General features: G+C 73.7%; 16 protein-coding genes. 10 read left to right on the top strand and 6 right to left on the bottom strand.

What is annotated here, in order from left to right; genetic code table 11:
• Positions 1-13 precede the first annotated feature (13 nt).
• Positions 14-1147: an acyl-CoA dehydrogenase family protein gene (locus tag ABT023_RS22930; protein ID WP_350888442.1), complete on the bottom strand. Its 1134-nt coding sequence runs from the start codon at positions 1145-1147 to the stop codon at positions 14-16.
• Positions 1148-1395: 248 nt separating this feature from the next.
• Here ABT023_RS22930 and ABT023_RS22925 point away from each other — a divergent pair, with 248 nt between their 5' ends.
• From ABT023_RS22925 to rfbD, 3 genes are all read left to right on the top strand, one after another.
• Positions 1396-1839, top strand: a complete 444-nt coding sequence (locus ABT023_RS22925) for a nitroreductase family deazaflavin-dependent oxidoreductase (protein WP_350888441.1) — start codon at positions 1396-1398, stop codon at positions 1837-1839.
• A 156-nt stretch (positions 1840-1995) separates the two neighbouring features.
• Positions 1996-2823, top strand: coding sequence for a class I SAM-dependent methyltransferase (locus tag ABT023_RS22920; RefSeq protein WP_350888440.1), 828 nt, complete (start codon positions 1996-1998; stop codon positions 2821-2823).
• A 31-nt stretch (positions 2824-2854) separates the two neighbouring features.
• On the top strand, positions 2855-3772 hold the full coding sequence (rfbD, locus tag ABT023_RS22915) for a dTDP-4-dehydrorhamnose reductase (protein ID WP_350888439.1): 918 nt from the start codon (positions 2855-2857) through the stop codon (positions 3770-3772).
• 28 nt (positions 3773-3800) lie between these two features.
• Here rfbD and ABT023_RS22910 read toward each other — a convergent pair whose 3' ends face one another.
• The 3 genes from ABT023_RS22910 to ABT023_RS22900 all read right to left on the bottom strand — a co-directional run bounded on the left by ABT023_RS22910 (position 3801) and on the right by ABT023_RS22900 (position 7580).
• Positions 3801-4637 (bottom strand): nitroreductase/quinone reductase family protein, encoded by an 837-nt coding sequence (locus ABT023_RS22910; RefSeq protein WP_350888438.1) that lies wholly within the window; start codon positions 4635-4637, stop codon positions 3801-3803.
• 481 nt (positions 4638-5118) lie between these two features.
• Positions 5119-6315, bottom strand: a complete 1197-nt coding sequence (locus tag ABT023_RS22905) for a serine hydrolase domain-containing protein (RefSeq protein ID WP_350888437.1) — start codon at positions 6313-6315, stop codon at positions 5119-5121.
• 65 nt (positions 6316-6380) lie between these two features.
• Positions 6381-7580, bottom strand: coding sequence for a cytochrome P450 (locus tag ABT023_RS22900; RefSeq protein ID WP_350888436.1), 1200 nt, complete (start codon positions 7578-7580; stop codon positions 6381-6383).
• A 320-nt stretch (positions 7581-7900) separates the two neighbouring features.
• On the opposite strand from ABT023_RS22900, the gene ABT023_RS22895 reads away from it, so the two are divergent.
• From ABT023_RS22895 to ABT023_RS22885, 3 genes are read left to right on the top strand one after another with little or no spacing between them, the layout of a single operon-like run.
• Positions 7901-9091, top strand: a complete 1191-nt coding sequence (locus tag ABT023_RS22895; protein WP_350888435.1) for a cytochrome P450 — start codon at positions 7901-7903, stop codon at positions 9089-9091.
• 27 nt (positions 9092-9118) lie between these two features.
• Positions 9119-9364: a ferredoxin gene (locus ABT023_RS22890; protein ID WP_350888434.1), complete on the top strand. Its 246-nt coding sequence runs from the start codon at positions 9119-9121 to the stop codon at positions 9362-9364.
• Positions 9361-10116, top strand: coding sequence for a TylF/MycF family methyltransferase (locus ABT023_RS22885; protein ID WP_350888433.1), 756 nt, complete (start codon positions 9361-9363; stop codon positions 10114-10116). The genes ABT023_RS22890 and ABT023_RS22885 overlap by 4 nt, the downstream gene beginning before the upstream one ends.
• Before the next feature lie 185 nt (positions 10117-10301).
• On the opposite strand, the gene ABT023_RS22880 is transcribed toward ABT023_RS22885, so the two are convergent.
• Positions 10302-11327, bottom strand: coding sequence for an LLM class flavin-dependent oxidoreductase (locus ABT023_RS22880; RefSeq protein WP_350888432.1), 1026 nt, complete (start codon positions 11325-11327; stop codon positions 10302-10304).
• 188 nt (positions 11328-11515) lie between these two features.
• Complete coding sequence (locus tag ABT023_RS22875) at positions 11516-12529, bottom strand: acyltransferase domain-containing protein (protein WP_350888431.1); 1014 nt, start codon at positions 12527-12529, stop codon at positions 11516-11518.
• Between the two features lie 151 nt (positions 12530-12680).
• Here ABT023_RS22875 and ABT023_RS22870 point away from each other — a divergent pair, with 151 nt between their 5' ends.
• From ABT023_RS22870 to ABT023_RS22855, 4 genes are read left to right on the top strand one after another with little or no spacing between them, the layout of a single operon-like run.
• Positions 12681-13823, top strand: a complete 1143-nt coding sequence (locus ABT023_RS22870) for a ketoacyl-ACP synthase III family protein (protein ID WP_350888430.1) — start codon at positions 12681-12683, stop codon at positions 13821-13823.
• Positions 13820-14056: an acyl carrier protein gene (locus ABT023_RS22865; protein ID WP_350888429.1), complete on the top strand. Its 237-nt coding sequence runs from the start codon at positions 13820-13822 to the stop codon at positions 14054-14056. The genes ABT023_RS22870 and ABT023_RS22865 overlap by 4 nt, the downstream gene beginning before the upstream one ends.
• Positions 14057-14098: 42 nt before the next feature.
• Entirely contained in the window at positions 14099-15367 is a 1269-nt protein-coding gene (locus ABT023_RS22860; protein ID WP_350888428.1) for a beta-ketoacyl-[acyl-carrier-protein] synthase family protein, read from the top strand.
• Positions 15364-16584, top strand: a complete 1221-nt coding sequence (locus ABT023_RS22855; RefSeq protein ID WP_350888427.1) for a ketosynthase chain-length factor — start codon at positions 15364-15366, stop codon at positions 16582-16584. The genes ABT023_RS22860 and ABT023_RS22855 overlap by 4 nt, the downstream gene beginning before the upstream one ends.
• Positions 16585-16712 lie beyond the last annotated feature (128 nt).

The following is a 16712-nucleotide window of genomic DNA, read 5'->3' as shown; positions in this document are numbered from 1 at the left end:
GGGCGGCCGTCGGTCACCGGGCCGGGGCGCCACCCAGCACCGCCTCGGCGTACGTCGTGGCGGCGGCGTCGAACTGGAGGACCACGTGCGAGGCGATCGAGTGCAGGTCGCGCCAGTACCGCTGCATCGGTCCGTCGACCGAGTGCGCGCTCGTTCCCGCCGAGCGGAACAGCCGGTCCGCGGCCGTGACGAGCAGGTCCGTCGCCAGCGCGCAGTCGCGCAGGTTGCGTACCTCCGACACGGTCGGGACCTCGCCGGTGTCCGCGGTCCGGCAGGCCCGCTCCAGCAGCAGCTCGGCCGCGTCGATCTCACCGGTCGCGCGGGCGAGCGCCGCCGCGTACGGGTGCGGGACGGGTCCCGACGGCGACCGGCTCAACTTGGCGGTGACGTGGCCACGCCATGCCTCCAACAGTCCCCGGGCAGCACCCAGCGCCGGCCCGGCGAAGGAGAGCGCGTTGACCGCACGTAGCGGCACGGCGAGGCAGGCCGCCGAAGCGCCGGCCCCGCCGCCACGGATCGCCAGGTCCCGCTGGAACACCCGCCGGGCCGGGACGAAGACGTCGTCGACGGTCAGGGTGTGGCTGCCGGTGCCGCACATGCCGACGTCGGACCAGGTGTCGAGCACCGTCCAGGACGCGCGGGGCAGGGCGAACATCATCGCGGTCGCGCCCTCGCCGGCCGGCCCGACGCCGCACAGCAGCGCCCAGTCCGCGTGGTCCACGCCGCTGACGTACTGCCAGCTTCCGGTGAGCCGCCACCCGTCGGCGGCCGGCACCGCACGGGAGCCGGGGATCAGCGAGCCGACGACGAGCGCGTCGGGCCCGTCGTGCCAGACCTCCCGCCGGCCCTCCTCGGGCAGGAACGCCGCCATCCGGGCGAGGTGCGCGTTGATCGAGGCGCACCAGGCCGTCGCCGGGCACACCGTCGCCACCTCGGCCACCGCCCGATGCAGGTCGGCGAACGAGCCCGCCGCGCCGCCGAGGTCCCGGGGGACGAAGTGCCGGGCGAAGCCCGCCGCGACGAGCGCCGCGACGACCTCCGGCGCGAGGCGGCGGGCCCGCTCCGCCGCGTCGGCATGCTCGGCCACCAGGGTGAGCAGGCCGGCGTCCACGGTCGGGAAAGTGTTCTTCGCGAGCTGCGCTGCCATTTCGCGTCGCCTCCGGTTCGCGCGGTGTCCGGTGGACGGCACCGGATTCTCGACGACGTGCGACGTTAGGCGGCGGCGCTCGAATCTCACTGGGGTCGGCCGCGTCCGGGCTGGTGGGGAAACCGCCTTCCGAGCGTTGCCGGCCGCCTTTACGCATCGATGGCGCGTGTTAGCCTGGCCCAGGCCCGGCACCCGATCGGCCGGGTGCCGGCGTGTCCGGACGTAAGCCGATTTGGAAAAGGGGCGGCATGACCCAGGAAGAAACGACGGCTCCCGCCGGCTACCAGGATTTCCAGAACAAGATCATCGCGGAGTTCCGGGCGAACGGCGGCAAGGTCGGCGGCATGTTCGAGGGCGCGACGCTCTGCCTGCTGACCACTGTGGGCGCCCGCAGCGGCGAGCACCGGACGACCCCGCTGGGCTACCTGGAGGTCGACGGGCAGCCGCTCGTGGTGGCCTCCGCCGGCGGTGCGCCCAACAACCCGGCCTGGTACTACAACGTGTTGAAGAACCCGCGGGTGACCGTCGAGGTGGGCAACACGTCGTACGAGGCCGTCGCCGAGGCGCCGACCGGCGAGGAGCGGGACCGGCTGTTCGCCGGGGCGGTGCAGGTCGCCCCCGGCTACGGCGACTACCAGGCGAAGACGACCCGCAGCATCCCCGTGGTGGTGCTGCGCCGGGTGGACGTGTAGCGGTAAGGGCCAGCCCCATTCCCCGATCGCGCAATTGATTGTCCCAGGTCGATACGTCGACGATTGCCGGCCCCCTCCGTCCGACGGCTAGAGAACCGGTACAGCCGGGATCGAGGGGGCGGGATATCCGGACTCCGTTGTGGGACGCTCAGCGTCGTGAACGGCAACCAGCAGAAGCAGAATCTCGCCGGCCTGTTCGATCGGGCCTCGGAGACCTACGGAACGCATGTCGACTTCTTCGCCGACGTGGGCCGTCATCTCGTCGAGCATGCCTCTCCCAAGCCGGGGGAACACGTCCTGGACGTCGGTTGCGGGCGGGGTGCCGCGCTGTTCCCGGCGGCCGAGGCGGTCGGCCCGACGGGCCGCGTCCTCGGGATCGACCTCGCCCCCGGAATGGTGACGCTGACCGGCCAGGAGGCGAAGCGGCGGGGCCTGGACTCGGTCGAGGTGCGGGTCGGCGACGCCGAGGCGCCGGAGGCTGCGCCCGGCAGCGTCGACCTCATCCTGGGCAGCCTGGTGGCCTTCCTGCTGCCGGACATCCCCGGGGCGCTCCGCCACTACGCGAAGATCCTGCGGCCGGGCGGGCGCCTGTCGCTGAGCACCTTCGTGGCCAACGACCGGCTGCGCTGGATGCCGGTGGCCGACACCCTCATCTCCTTCATGCCGCAGCAGCCGCCGCCCGACCCGCTGCCGCACACCAACCCGCGTAGCTGGTCGGACTGGCTGATCTCGCAGATGGAGCTGACCGGCTACACCGGCATCGACCACGTCGAGCGCCAGTACGACAACGTCTTCCCCACCCCCGAGCACTGGTGGTCGTGGATGGAGTCGATGGCCGCCCGGGCCGCCACCGAGGCGATCCCGGAGGACCGGCGGGCCGAGGCCAAGCGGGCCGTGTTCGACGCCGTCGACGAGATCCGCGACGAGGCGGGCCGGATCGTGTGGACCGCGGTCATGCGGTTCACCACCGCGTACCGCCGCTGATGTCGTCCCTCCGGGCCCGCCGCAGGCCCCGGTGATCCGCTGGCTGGTCACGGGGGCCGGCGGCGGCCTCGGCCGCGACCTCGTCGCGCGGTTGCGCGCCGATCCGGCCGCGCGGGTCACCGCCGCCCCGCGCGTGGCCCTGGACATCTGCGACCCGGACGCGGTGGCCGCCGCCGTGGTCGGCCACGACGTCGTGGTGAACGCGGCCGCCTGGACCGACGTGGACGCGGCGGAGAGCGCGCCGGAGCGGGCGGCGGCGGTCAACGGCGACGCCGTCGCGGGGCTCGCCCGCGCCTGCGCCGCCACGGGCGCCCGGCTGCTGCACGTCTCGACCGACTACGTCTTCTCCGGCGAGGGCGCCGCGCCCCGCCGGGAGGACGAGCCACCCGCCCCGGTGAACGCGTACGGGCGGAGCAAGCTGGTCGGCGAGCGCGCCGTGGCCCGGTTCCTGCCGGAACACGGCTACGTGGTGCGGACGGCGTGGCTCTACACGGGGCGAGGCGACGGCTTCGTCGGAACCATGCTGCGGCAGGCCGCCGCCCGGGACACCCTCTCCGTGGTCGACGACCAGCGCGGCCAGCCGACCTGGTCGGCGGCCCTCGCCGACCAGCTTGCGGCCCTCGGCGCGGCGGCCCGTGCCGGCGCCGCGCCGGCGGGGACCTACCACGGCACGGCGGCCGGGCAGACGACCTGGTACGGGCTGGCCCGCGCGGTTTTCGCCGAGGCCGGCCTCGACCCCGACCGGGTGCGGCCGACCACCACCGACCAGTTCCCCCGCCCGGCGCGGCGGCCCTCGTTCAGCGTCCTGGGGCACGACCGCTGGCGGTCCGCCGGCCTGCCGGCGCAGCCCAGCTGGCGGGACCAGCTCGCCACGGCGCTGCTCCAACCCGGCCTGGCCGCCCTGGCCCGGGCGGCCCGCCAGGGGCCACACGCCGGCCGGCGGCCCTGACCGATGGGCCGCCGGCCGGCGGGCCGCCTCAGTTCGGCGCCAGCGCGTCCAGCAGCGGCAGCAGCTCCGCCTCCTCGTGGTCGAGGTGCGCCTCCACCTGGGCGGTGAGCCGCTCGACCTCGGCCCGGACCTGGGCGGTGTCCGGACGGTCCGCGCTGATCACGGCCTGAAGCTCGGCGAGCAGCTTCGCCATCGCCTCGTGCTCGGCCCGCAGCTCCGCGATGACCCCGGCCAGCTCCGGGTGGTGCTCGCCCACCACCGGAAGCATCTGGGCGTCCTCACTGGTGTGGTGGTGGCCCAGGCCGCCGCACAGGGTCAGGCAGTTGATCCGGAGCTGGGCGCCGAGGCTCGGGCCCGCCCCGGCCAGCTCGGTGCGGATCAGCGCCAGCTCACGCCGGAACGCGTCGTGGATGAGCTTGAGGTCCTCCGACCAGGACGACCCGCTCGGCCGGCCGCTGACCGGGTTGAGGGCCACGACGGGGATCGGCGCGCCCAGCCGGTCCTGCGCCTCGGCGAGGCCGGGCTCCGCCTCGACCAGGCGGGCGAAGATCTCCTCGCGCTCCGCCCCGTCCAGGGTGACGGCCTCGGCCTCCAGGGTGAAGACGCCGTTCTCCACCCCCACCCGGGAGCCGGCCCGCAGGTCCTCGTACCAGCCAGGCAGGGCTCCCGCACGGTCCGGCACCGCGACGATCAGGGTGCGTCGCCCACCGTCGTGCACGAACTCCACGGGGGTGGTACGGCGCTGGCCGCCGTCGCCACCCCTGGTGCTCAGCAGCAGCAGGCGGCTGCCGGCCAGCGGCCCGCTCACCCGGCCCCGGTTGCTCCGAAACTCCTCCACGACGCGCTGGTCGAGATCAATGGTCATACGTTTTCCTCCACACGGGACGACAGGCCACGGGCGCCGGCAGGCGGCGTCCACCGTGGCGGAAAAGGGCGCGCGGGACCGACCGGCGGCGGGCCGGCAGGTCTCCGTACGGGGACGCCCGGCCGGCCTGGCCGACCGGGAACGCGGGGGAACGACCCCACGGACGCCGGCGGCGCTGTGGGCGCGGACCGACGGTGGGAAGGGGGAAGCGGGGACGCTGATCAGCGGTGCCGGGCGGGCCTCGGGCCCGCGCCAGGATCACGCGTCAGCCGGGAACCTCACTCGCTCGTGGCACATGGCCGACCCGGCAGTCACCCCCGAACGATAACACGGGCCATGTGGACGATCAGGGGGCAAACCGGGTCGCGGGCGGCGATCCGGGGCCCGGCCGAGGCACCGGGAACCGCGGCTCGGCCGGCACCGGGCCGCGGGCCTGCGCGGTCGGCCCGGTCGGCCGGTGTGCGCCACGGGATCGCCGCCGTCAGGCCGCGTCCGCCAGGCTCCGGTACGTGGCGGCGACCAACCGCCGCGTCCGGGCGTCCAGCACGCCGAGCTCCGCCGAGCCCCGGTTGGGCAGGTACCCGAAGGACAGCTCGTGCTCGGGGTCGGCGAAGGCGAACGCCCCGTTGGCGCCCGAGAGACCGAACGCGGTGCCGAGCCCGGCGTCGGCCGGGAACTGCGGGCCGTCGGGCACCATGACGCCCAGCCCCCAGGTGGCCGGCAGCAGCAGGCACCGGCACGGCCCGGTGGAGTGCACCCGCCGGAGTTCGGCGACCAGGCCCGGCCCGATCAGCCGGACACCGTCGACCTCCCCGATCAGCGCGGCGAAGAAGCGGGCCAGCGCGGTGGCGCTGGCCACCCCGTCGTACGACGGGTTCTCCACCTGCACCCGGGTCACCTCGTCCATCAGCATCGGGTCGGCGGCCATGCTGCTGATGCTCACCCGGTGGGCCAGCGAGGCAGGGTCGGCCAGCGCCGCCAGCAGCGCGCTGGTGCCCGGGTTCTCCCCGCCGCTCATCAACGTCTCGGCCTGCGACGGCAGCGAGGTGGCCAGCCGTGGGACCGCGTCGGCGGGCAGCCCGATGTGGCAGTCCAGCCCGAGTGGTCCGGCGATCTCCCGGGCGACGAACCGCCCCACGGTCAGTCCGGTGGTCCGGCGGACCAGTTCGCCGACGAGGTGCCCGAAGGTGGTGGCGTGGTACCCGTGCGCCGTGCCCGGCGGCCACTCGGGGCGGGCGGCGGCGAGCGCCTCCACGACGGGGGTCCCGGTGCGCAGCGCCTCGTAGGTGATGGGCCGGTGGTCGAGCGCGACGACGCCGGACCGGTGGCTGAGCACCATGCGCAGGGTGATCCCGCCCTTGCCCTCGGCGGCGAACTCCGGCCACCAGTGCGCGACGGGCACGTCCAGGTCCAGGACTCCGCGCTCGGTGAGCATCAGCGCCGCCCCGGTCACCAGCGTCTTGCTGAGCGAGGCGAGCACGGCCATGGTGTCGCGCCGCCAGGGGCGGCCCGTCTCCGGGTTCGCGACGCCCCGCCACAGCTCCACCACCGGGCGACCCCGGCGGTAGACGGTCACCGCGGCGCCGACCTCGGCGCCCTCCTCGAAGTTCCGCGCGAAGGCCCGCGCCACCTCCTCGTACCCCGGTGCCACCAGTCCACGCGCCTCGACCTGCGTCACGTGCTTCTCCTTCGCCCGCCGGTGTCCCCGGCCGATCGGGGGGCGGGCGCGCCGGCCCGCCCGGCTCACCAGCGGATCAGCATCTCCCGTGGGCCCCGGGCCCGGGTGCCCACCCGCCAGACGACGCCCTGCGCGTCGGTGGCGAAGTCCAGCGCCGGGAACTCCCGCAGCAACGCGCCGAGCCCGACCCGCAGTTCCAGCCGGGCCAACTGCGCGCCTAGGCAGTGGTGGGGGCCGAACCCGAACGACAGGTGCGGGTTGTGCCGACGGTCGAGGTCCAGCCGGTCGGCCCCCTCGAACGTCGCCTCGTCCCGGTTCGCGGAGATCAGGTTCGCGATGACCGACTCGCCCGCCCGGATGAGCTGCCCGCCCAGTTCCAGGTCCTCCAGGGCGATGCGGGGCGGGCTGTAGCCGCTGCCCAGGGCGACGTAGCGCAGCAACTCCTCGATGGCCGTGTCCAGCCGGTCCGGGCGCGCCACGAGCTGCGCCCACGAGCCGGAGGTGAGCAGGGTGTAGACGAAGTTCGAGATCTCGTTGGCGGTGCTCTCGTGGCCGGCGACCAGGATGCTGCCGGCCATGGCGATCAGCTCCTCCTCGCTGAGCCGGTCCTCGTCCTCGTCCCGGACCGCGACGAGCTGCGAGATCAGGTCGTCCTCGGGCTTCTCCCGGCGGCGGGCGATGTGCGCGGCGAGGTACTCCGTCAGGTCCGCGCCGGCCTGGGCCATCTCCTCGGCGGTCGCGGCCGTGGTGGCGAAGACGATCTCGGCGAAGCGCTGGAACAGCCGACGGTCGGCGACCGGGACCCCGAGCAGCTCGCACACCACGGTCACCGGCAACAGCCCGGAGTAGTGCTCGACCAGGTCGACCGGTGCCCCGTGCCGGCGCATGTCGGTGATCAGTTCGGCCACCACCTGGCCGATCCGGGGCTCCCACCGCTGGATGTTGCGGTTGGTGAAGCCGCTGGCGACGAGCCGACGCAGCCGGGTGTGCTCCGGCGGGTCCATCGCCATCAGGTTCCCCGGCTGGGTGGTCGGTGGGCTGGTCCGGGGGATGTCGGCGCCCACCGTCGCCGCCCGGGAGAACCGGGGGTCGCTCAGCACCGTCCGGACGTCCTCGTACCGGCTGACCAGCCAGCCCTCGCTGCCGAAGGGCAGTTCGACCCGCAGCACCGGGCGGTCCGCGCGAAGCGCGGCGAACTCTTCGGGTACGTCCAGCTCACTGACGTCGAACGGGAACCTGACTGCCTTGTCCGGTGCGGTGGTCATCACGCTCTTCTCTCGGAACGAGCATCAGCTCGATGACGGTCGACGGTGGATTCCGCACGCGGGGCGGGAGTCCGCCGAGAAGTCTCGGCAGGCGGGCTAGAGCAGCGGTGGACCTCGGGTGGAGCACCGGCGGGGGACGGCGCCGGCGCGGCGGGCGGCCCTGTTCTAGCCGCTTTCGAGCTGGCCGCGACCCCACCGGCCCACGATCGGCCGGACCGAGGGCGTCGCACACTCCGGCCCGCCGAGCGCGGGGAGGCCACGGCCCCACAGCGGGCGGCCCGGCGGCGATGGCCAGCACGCTCTACCTAGTGAGGATCCCCATGACAGAAGTCGTGGCCTGGCCACAGGACCGCACCTGCCCGTACGACCCGGCGGAGGGGTACCGGTCACTGCGCGAGAACCGGCCGCTGGGCCGGATCCGGCTGTACGACGGGCGCGAGGCGTGGCTCGTCACCGGGCACGCGGTCGGTCGCCGGCTGCTCAACGACCCGCGGATCTCCTCCGACCAGCAGCACCCGAACTTCCCGTTCCCGGCCCCCCGGTTCGCCGGCAGCCAGGAGTTCCGCACCCCGCTGTTGGGCGTGGACGGCGCTGATCACAAGGTGCACCGCCGGGGCCTGATCCCCAGCTTCAGCTACAAGCGGGTGTCCTCGCTGCGACCGCACATCCAGGAGACCGTCGACGGGTGCGTGGACCGGATGCTGGAGAAGGGGCCGCCGGCCGACATCACGGAGGACCTGGCGGTGGCGGTCTCCTCGCAGACGGTCTGCTCCCTGCTCGGCGTGCCGTACGACGAGAACGAGTTCTTCAAGGACCGGGTGTACCGGGTGCTGCGCAGCTCCTCCAACGAGGAGGCGCAGGACGCGAGCATCCAGTTGCAGAAGTACCTGGGTGAGCTGTTCGACCGCAAGGAGGCCGAGAAGACCACCGGCGACCTGCTCAGCGACCTGCTGGAGGACCAGGCCCGCAACAACACGATCCCGCGGCACGAGCTGATCGGCATCGTGGTGCTCCTGCTGCTGGCCGGCTACGACACCACCGCCAGCATGATCTCGCTGAGCACGTTCACCCTGTTGCAGCACCCCGAGCAGCTCGCGCAGCTACGGGCCGACCCGTCGCTGATGCCGACGGCGGTGGAGGAGCTGCTGCGCTTCCAGTCGGTCGCCGAGGGCGTGCTGCGGGTGGCGACCGGCGACATCGAGATCGGCGCCCAGACGATCCGGGCCGACGACCCGGTGGTCTTCTCGAACTCCCTGATGAACCGGGACGGGGAGATGTACCCGTCGCCGGACGAGCTGAGCTGGTCGCGGTCGGCCCGGCACCACTTCGCCTTCGGCCACGGCATCCACCAGTGCGTCGGCCAGAACCTGGCCCGCGCGGAGATCGAGATCAGCCTGCGCACCCTCTTCGAGCGGATCCCGGACATCCGTCTCGCCCTGCCGGCCGACGAGGTGCCGATGCCACCCGCCGACACCGTCCAGGGGCCGGTCGAGCTGCTGGTCACGTGGTGAGCAGGGGCATCAGGGAGGAGCTGGGGCATGCGGATCACCGTTGACCGGGAGCGGTGCATGAGCGCCGGTCAGTGCGTCATGACCGCACCGGACATCTTCACCGAGGACGAGGACGGCCTGAGCATGGTCGAGCCCGGACGGGAGGACGACGGCGCCGATCCGCTCGTGCGCGAGGCGGTCTTCGCCTGCCCGGTGCAGGCCATCAGCGTCGCGGACGACGAGCGTGGGGTACGCGAGCCGCACGACATCCGAGGAACGAGGGACGGCAGATGACTGACACGACCCGGCGTCTCTATCTCGACCTGTTCGAGAAGGTGGTCACGAACGTGATCTACGGGGACGCCCCGATTCCGAACGTCTGGGTGCCGGAGGAGAACTTCAACCCGCAGCTGCGCGAGAACGGGGTCGACTGGCCGAGCGTCGCGCACAGCATGGTGGGGCTGAAGCGGATCCGCAACGTCCGCGAGTGCCTGGAACGCGTCATCGCCGACGGCGTGCCGGGCGACTTCATCGAGACCGGGGTGTGGCGCGGCGGGGTCTGCATCCTCGCCCGCGCGGTGCTCCGCGCGCACGACGTCGAGGACCGGCGGGTCTGGGTCGCGGACTCCTTCGAGGGAATCCCCGACCCGGGCGAGGACGGCCATGCCATGGACAAGGAGATGGCGCTGCACCAGCGCAACGACGTGCTGGGCGTGTCGATGGACACCGTGCGGGCCAACTTCGCCCGGTACGACCTGCTCGACGACCAGGTCCGTTTCCTGCCCGGCTGGTTCCGGGACACCCTGCCCACCGCGCCCATCGAGAAGCTGGCCGTGATGCGGCTCGACGGCGACCTGTACGAGTCGACGATGGACGCGCTGGTCAACCTGTACCCGAAGCTATCGCCCGGCGGCTTCGTGATCATCGACGACTACTGCATCCCCGCCTGCCGCAAGGCGGTGGAGGAGTTCCGGGACCGGGAGGGCATCACGGACCCGGTGGAGGCCATCGACGACTACAGCGTGTACTGGCGGCGGGCCGGCTGAGCCGCCACGGACGGACGCCCGTGCCCCGCCGGTTCACCGGCGGGGCACGGGTCGTTCCGGTCCCCGGCGTGCGGGGCCGGACGGCTCGCGGTGGGCGCCCGGCCCGCCGCCCGGCCCTCCCCGTGCCGACACGACGTCGCCCCGCGACACGGGGCGCGGGGCGACGTCGACGACGGTGGTACGCGTCAGGCGGCCCGCTCGGCCGCCGTCGCCGCCTGCCGCAGGATCTCCAACCGGCCCGGCAGGTCGGTGTCGTTCGCGGACACCATGATGCTGAGCACGGTCACCCCGGCGTCGGCGAACTCCCGCATCCGGTCGGCGATCCGGTCCACCGGCCCGAGCAGCGCGGTGCGGTCGACGAACCCGGCCGGCACGGCCGCGGCCGCCCCCCGCCGGTCCCCGGCCAGCAGCCGGTCCCGGAACGCCAGGATGTCCCGATCGAAGCCCATCTCCCCGGCCAGCCGGCAGTAGAAGTTGTCCTTCGGGTCGCCGATGCCCAGCAGGTAGGCGTAGTGGGCCCGGAGGCTGTCGGCGGCGGTGGCCACGTCGTCGGCCACCGACATCGCCACGAACGGCACCACCTCGAAGCCGGTCAGATCCCTGCCCCGCCGCGCCCGGCCGGCCCGGAGCTCCCCCACCGACCGGGCCACCAGCTCGGGGGTGGTGAACCCGCTGAGCCAACCGTCGGCGATCTCGCCGGCCAGCCGGAGGCTCTGCGGCCCGACGGCGCCGAGGTAGATCGGCAGCGCGGGATTCAGCGGCTCGGTGAACAGGTGCAGCGGGGCGCCCTGCTGGCCCCACGCGGGGAGGGCGAAGTGCTTGCCCTGGTGGCTCACCGGGCCGCCGGCCAGCGCCCGGCGGACGATCTCCACGTACTCCCGGGTGCGCCCCAGCGGGTGGTCGAACCGGACGCCGTACCACCCGTCGGAGACGTGCGGGTTGGACACCCCGAGGCCGAGCCGGAACCTGCCGCCGCTGAGCGCGTCGAGGGTGGCGGCGGTGAGGGCGGCGGCGCCGGGCTGCCGGGCGGGGATCTGCATCACGCCGGAGGCCAGGCCGATCCGGCTGGTCTGCCCGGCCACCAACCCGAGGACGCTGGGCGCGTCCGACTTGTAGCCCTCCGACGCCAGCGCGAGGTCGTAGCCGAGACGCTCGGCCTCCCGCGCCAGCTCACCGGCCCCCTGATAGACGAGGTTGACTCCCAGACGCATGACGGGCTCCCTTTCCAACGGTCGACATCGCCGGCTCCCGCCGGTCCACCACGACCCCGGGCGCGCGCCGGCCGCCGACGTCGGGCCGGCCGTACGCCACGGCCGGTCGACCGGCGCACCGCCGCTCGGGCGCTGTCGCGACCATCCGGGGCAACGCTGGAGCGCGGCTGGACCCCCGCTGGAACCGGTCACCCGAGGGGGACGGGGTCCGGGTCGTGGCGCAGCCGGTGGCCCTCCTCCCGGACCCGGTCGCGCCACCGGCGTACCGCGTCCCGGTCCGCCTCGGCGGTGCCCGGACGGGCGGGCAGCAACGCCGCGACGGCGCTGCCGCCCCGCTTGACCCCGGCGTGCCGGCGGGCGATCATCGCCAGCCCCTGGCTGGGTCCGACGTCGGTCAGCAGGTACGGCCCGCCGGCGAGCAGCTTGTCCAGGGCGGACCAGAAGTGCACCGGGGCGACCGGCTGGGTCAGCCACAGCGCCCGGTCGGTGACCGTGCGGGCGTCGAGCCGGTCGACGGCGAAGGCGGACCAGAGCGGGATCCGGGGCGCCTGTGGCACGCACCCGGCCAGTGGGCCCGGGTCCTCGAACAGCGGCGCCAGGACCGGGCTGTGGAAGGCGCTGAGCGCGGCCACCGGCAGCACGGTGAAGCCGTCCGCGCGCAGGTCACCGGCGACGGCACCCAAGGGGCCCTCGAAGCCGGCCAGCACGGTCTGCCGGGGCGCGTTGACCGCGCCGACGGCCACCTGCGGATGCCGGCGCAGGTAGGGCGCGACATCGTCCACCGTCGCCGAGACGGTCAGCATGCCACCGCGCGGGGTGTCCGCGAGACGGTCGACCCGGTCCCGCATCAGCGCCACCGAGTCGGCCACGTCGAACACGCCGGCCAGGGTCGCCGCGACCAGCTCGCCGACGCTGTGCCCGAGCAGCGCGGCCGGGCGTACGCCCCAGCTCAGCACCATGGCACCGAGCGCGTAGCCGACGCTGAACAGCAGCGGCTGCGCCATGGTGACGTGGTCCAGGGCCACCCGGGGGGTGTCGGAGAGCCAGGCGTCGCGCAGCCGCGGGTCGTCGAAGAGCGCCAGCGCCCGGTCGACGTGCTCGGTGAACACCGGGTCGTGGTCGTAGAGCCCGGCCGCCATGCGGGTGTGCTGCGAACCCTGGCCGGGGAAGAGAAGGACCTGCTCACGTTCGGGCGCTGACATTTCCGGCAAGCCTCCAGTCCGGTCGGTACCGCCCGGTCACGCTGCCCCGGCCCCTTCGAGGTTGGCTAGAGCGCGGCTCCACCGCGCTTCCACGACCTGCCGCGAGGCTCGCCGACGTCGCTGACCGACACTGCCGGGGAGGCCTGCGCCCGTGCGATGGGACGACATCTATCTGAGTGCCTGCGCCAGTTGGCTGCCACCGGTCATGCCGGCGGAGGTCGCGGTCGCCCGTGGGCTGGTGGGCCCGGTGGCGGTCCGGCGGATGCAGGTGACCGGCGTGACCGTGGCGGAGGACCCGCCGCCGGAGATGGCCGCCCGGGCGGCCCGCCTGGCGCTGGACCGGGCCGGCCTCGGGCCGGACGAGATCGGCCTGATCCTGCACTCCTCGTCGTACTACCAGGGCCATGACATGTGGGCCCCGGCGTCGTACGTGCAGCGGGTGGCCGTCGGCAACCGGTGCCCGGCGGTGGAGATCCGGCAGACCTCCAACGGCGGGATGGCCTCGCTCGAACTGGCGGCGGCCCACCTGCGGGCCACCGGCGGGCGGGCCGCGCTGCTCACCACCGGGGACCGGTTCTGCCCGCCGGGCCTGGACCGCTGGCGCTCCGACCCGGGCACCGTGCTGGCCGACGGGGCGAGCGCCGTGGTGGTCACCCGGGGCGAGGGCTTCGCCCGGCTGGTGTCGCTGGTGACGGTGGCCGAGCCGGACCTGGAGCAGATGCACCGCGGCGAGGATCCGTGGGGGGCGGTGCCGTTCGCCGTCCGCCGCCCCGTCGACGTGGAGGAGACCACCCAGGCGTTCCTCCGTACGCCGCTGGGCAAGCGGACGGTGGTGCTGATGGCCCTACGGCACACCGAGTGCCTGACCGCCGCCCTCGACGAGGCCGGGATGAAGATCGGCGATGTCGACCGGTTCGTGCTGCCGCACTTCGGTCGGCGACGGATGGACGTCAACTTCTTCCGGCGCTTCGGCATCGACCCCGACCGCACCACCTGGTCGTGGAGCCGGGGCATCGGTCACCTCGGCGCGGGCGACCAGTTCGCCGGGCTCAACCGGCTCGTGGAGCACGGCCAGGTGCGGGCCGGGGACCGGGTGCTGATGCTCGGCGTGGGCGGCGGCTTCGCCTGGAGCGCGGCGCTGCTGGAGATCGAGCGGGTGCCCGACTGGGCTGCGGATGTTCGAGCGGGAGTCGAGCTGAGCACCATCGCGGATCCAGGCCCGCCCAGCAGGCTCGCACAGTACGACGACTGTCCCTCCGGGACCGGTGCGCGAAGGGAAAGTGACGGGAAATGACGATCGACGATCTGCGCAGGATCCTCGCCGAGTGCGCAGGCGAGGACGAGTCCGTCGACCTCGGGGGCGACATCCTCGACACTCCGTTCAACGACCTGGGCTACGACTCGCTGGCGTTGATGGAGACGGCGAGCCGGATCAACCACGAGTACGGGGTCAAGATCGCGGACGAGGAGATCGCCACCGCCGAGACCCCCCGCGCGCTGCTCGACATGGTCGCTCGTGCGGCCTGACCTGTCGGGCATCGGGACGCGGCCCACACGAGGAGGAATGTCGTGGCCAGACGGACGGTGATCACCGGGATCGGCGTGGTGGCTCCCGGCGGGGACTACACGAAGGGGTTCTGGGAACTGCTGACCGCCGGGCGGACCGCCACCCGCCGGATCAGCGCCTTCGATCCGGGGGCGTTCCGCTCGCAGGTGGCCGCCGAGTGCGACTTCGACCCGGCGCTGCGCGGCCTGCGCCACCGGGAGATCCGCCGGATGGACCGGGCGACCCAGTTCGCCATCGCCTGCACCCGGGAGAGCCTCCAGGACAGCGGGCTCGACCTCGACGGGGTCGACCGCGGGCGGCTCGCGGTGAGCATCGGCACGGCCGTCGGGGCGGCCACCAGCCTGGAGCAGGAGTACCTGGTGCTCTCCGACACCGGCCGGGACTGGGTGGTGGACCACCGCTACGCCTCACCGCACCTGTTCAACCACTTCACACCGACCACCATCGCCACGGAGGTGGCCTGGGAGGTGGGCGCGGAGGGCCCGGTGGGGGTGGTGTCCACCGGATGCACCTCGGGGATGGACTCGGTGGGCCACGCCTACCAGCTCATCTCGGAGGGTCGGGTGGACGTGGCGGTCACCGGGGCGACCGAGGCGGCCATCTCCCCGCTCGCGGTCGCCTGTTTCGACGCGCTGAAGGCGACCACCCCCCGCAACGACGATCCGGAGCACGCGGCGCGGCCGTTCGACCGCACCCGCAACGGGTTCGTCATCGCGGAGGGCGCGGCGATGTTCGTGTTGGAGGAGTACGAGCACGCCCGCCGCCGGGGCGCGCACATCTACGCGGAGATTGCCGGGTTCGCCAACCGCTGCAACGCGTACCACATGACGGCGCTGCACCCGGACGGCCGCGAGATGGCCGAGGCCATGAGCGCGGCGATGCGGGAGGCCGGGGTCGGCCCGCAGGACGTGGACTACATCAACGCGCACGGCTCGGGCACCAAGCAGAACGACCGGCACGAGACCGGCGCGTTCAAGCGGGTGCTCGGCCAGCACGCCTACGAGGTGCCGGTCAGCTCGATCAAATCCATGATCGGCCACTCGCTCGGCGCGATCGGGTCGATCGAGATCGCGGCCTGCGCGCTCGCCATCGAGCACAGTGTCGTGCCGCCGACGGCGAACCTGCACGAGAAGGACCCGGAGTGCGACCTGGACTACGTGCCCCTCACGGCGCGCGACCACGTGGTCGACACCGCGGTCACGGTCGGCAGCGGGTTCGGCGGTTTCCAGAGCGCGATGGTGCTGCGCAAGTGGCGAGGGGTGAACGCATGACGGCGGTCTTCACCGGGCTCGGGGTGCTCGCCCCCAACGGGATGAGCACCGAGGAGTACTGGCAAGCCACGCTGGAGGGGCGCAGCGGGATCGGGCCGCTGGCCCGGTTCGACCCGGCCGCCTACCCGGCCCGGCTGGCCGGCCAGATCCAGGCGTTCGAGGCCCGAAAGCATCTCTCCAGCCGGCTGCTGCCGCAGACCGACCGGGTGACCCAGCTCGCGCTCGTCGCCGCCGACCAGGCGCTCGATGACGCCGGGGTCGACCCGAAGGCGCTGCCGGACTTCGACATGAGTGTGATCAGCTCCAACGCGACCGGCGGGTTCGAGTTCACCCATCGGGAGATCCAGAAGCTCTGGACGTCGGGCCCCGAGCACGTCAGCGTCTACGAGTCGTTCGCCTGGTTCAACGCGGCCAACACCGGGCAGATCTCCATCCGGCACGGGATGCGGGGGCCGGGCAGCGTGGTGGTGGCCGAGCAGGCCGGTGGCCTGGACGCGGTGGCACACGCCCGCCGTACGCTGCGCCGGGGCACGCCGCTGACGCTGACCGGCGGCATGGAGTCCTCCTTCGACCCCTGGGGGTGGGTCGCCCACCTGTCGAGCGACCGGATCAGCCGGTCGGCCGACCCCGGGCGGTGCTACCTGCCGTTCGACGCGGCGGCCGACGGGTACGTGCCCGGTGAGGGCGGCGCCTTCCTCGTGCTCGAGGACGCAAGGGCGGCCCGCGAGCGCGGGGCGGCCCGGTGGTACGGCGAGTTCGCCGGGTACGCGGCGACCTTCGACCCCCCACCGGGCAGCGGACGCCCGGCCAACCTGGCGCGGGCGATCCGGCTGGCGCTCGATGACGCCGGCGTGACCCCGGCGGAGGTCGACGTGGTCTACGCCGACGCCGCCGGCCTGCCGGCGCTCGACGGGCAGGAGGCCGGGGCGCTGGCCGAGGTGTTCGGCCCGCACGGGGTGCCGGTGACGGCGCCGAAGACGCTCACCGGGCGGCTCTACGCGGGCGCGGGCCCGCTGGACGTCGTCTGCGCCCTGCTGTCCATCCGGGACGGTGTCATCCCGCCCACCGCCCAGGTGCGGGACGTCCCGACCGACTACCGGCTGGACCTGGTCCGGCGGGAGCCCCGCACGGCGGTCGTCCGCACCGCGCTGGTGCTGGCCCGGGGCAACGGCGGGTACAACTCGGCGGTGGTGGTCCGGGCGACCGACGCCCACTGACCGACAGCGACCAGACGTGGGGGGGGGGGGGGGGGGGCCCCCCCCCCCCCCCCGGGGCCCCCCCCCCCCCCCCAACAAAACAAGATAAAAACAACACAACCAACGAATATAAAGGTAGAGGGGAATAG

Source organism: Micromonospora sp. NPDC002296, from assembly GCF_040296145.1.
Classification (GTDB): Bacteria; Actinomycetota; Actinomycetes; order Mycobacteriales; family Micromonosporaceae; genus Micromonospora.
Note: the sequence above shows the minus strand (reverse complement) of the source record. Positions and strands in the feature narration are given on the sequence as shown.

What these genes read in the sequence shown, in the direction of transcription:
- ABT023_RS22910 (WP_350888438.1), bottom strand. Translation starts at nt 4,637, where the DNA reads ATGACCATTGATCTCGACCAGCGCGTCGTGGAGGAGTTTCGGAGCAAC.
- ABT023_RS22930 (WP_350888442.1), bottom strand. Translation starts at nt 1,147, where the DNA reads ATGGCAGCGCAGCTCGCGAAGAACACTTTCCCGACCGTGGACGCCGGC.
- ABT023_RS22925 (WP_350888441.1), top strand. Translation starts at nt 1,396, where the DNA reads ATGACCCAGGAAGAAACGACGGCTCCCGCCGGCTACCAGGATTTCCAG.
- ABT023_RS22890 (WP_350888434.1), top strand. Translation starts at nt 9,119, where the DNA reads ATGCGGATCACCGTTGACCGGGAGCGGTGCATGAGCGCCGGTCAGTGC.
- ABT023_RS22895 (WP_350888435.1), top strand. Translation starts at nt 7,901, where the DNA reads ATGACAGAAGTCGTGGCCTGGCCACAGGACCGCACCTGCCCGTACGAC.
- ABT023_RS22875 (WP_350888431.1), bottom strand. Translation starts at nt 12,529, where the DNA reads ATGTCAGCGCCCGAACGTGAGCAGGTCCTTCTCTTCCCCGGCCAGGGT.
- ABT023_RS22855 (WP_350888427.1), top strand. Translation starts at nt 15,364, where the DNA reads ATGACGGCGGTCTTCACCGGGCTCGGGGTGCTCGCCCCCAACGGGATG.
- ABT023_RS22885 (WP_350888433.1), top strand. Translation starts at nt 9,361, where the DNA reads ATGACTGACACGACCCGGCGTCTCTATCTCGACCTGTTCGAGAAGGTG.
- ABT023_RS22865 (WP_350888429.1), top strand. Translation starts at nt 13,820, where the DNA reads ATGACGATCGACGATCTGCGCAGGATCCTCGCCGAGTGCGCAGGCGAG.
- ABT023_RS22880 (WP_350888432.1), bottom strand. Translation starts at nt 11,327, where the DNA reads ATGCGTCTGGGAGTCAACCTCGTCTATCAGGGGGCCGGTGAGCTGGCG.
- ABT023_RS22900 (WP_350888436.1), bottom strand. Translation starts at nt 7,580, where the DNA reads ATGACCACCGCACCGGACAAGGCAGTCAGGTTCCCGTTCGACGTCAGT.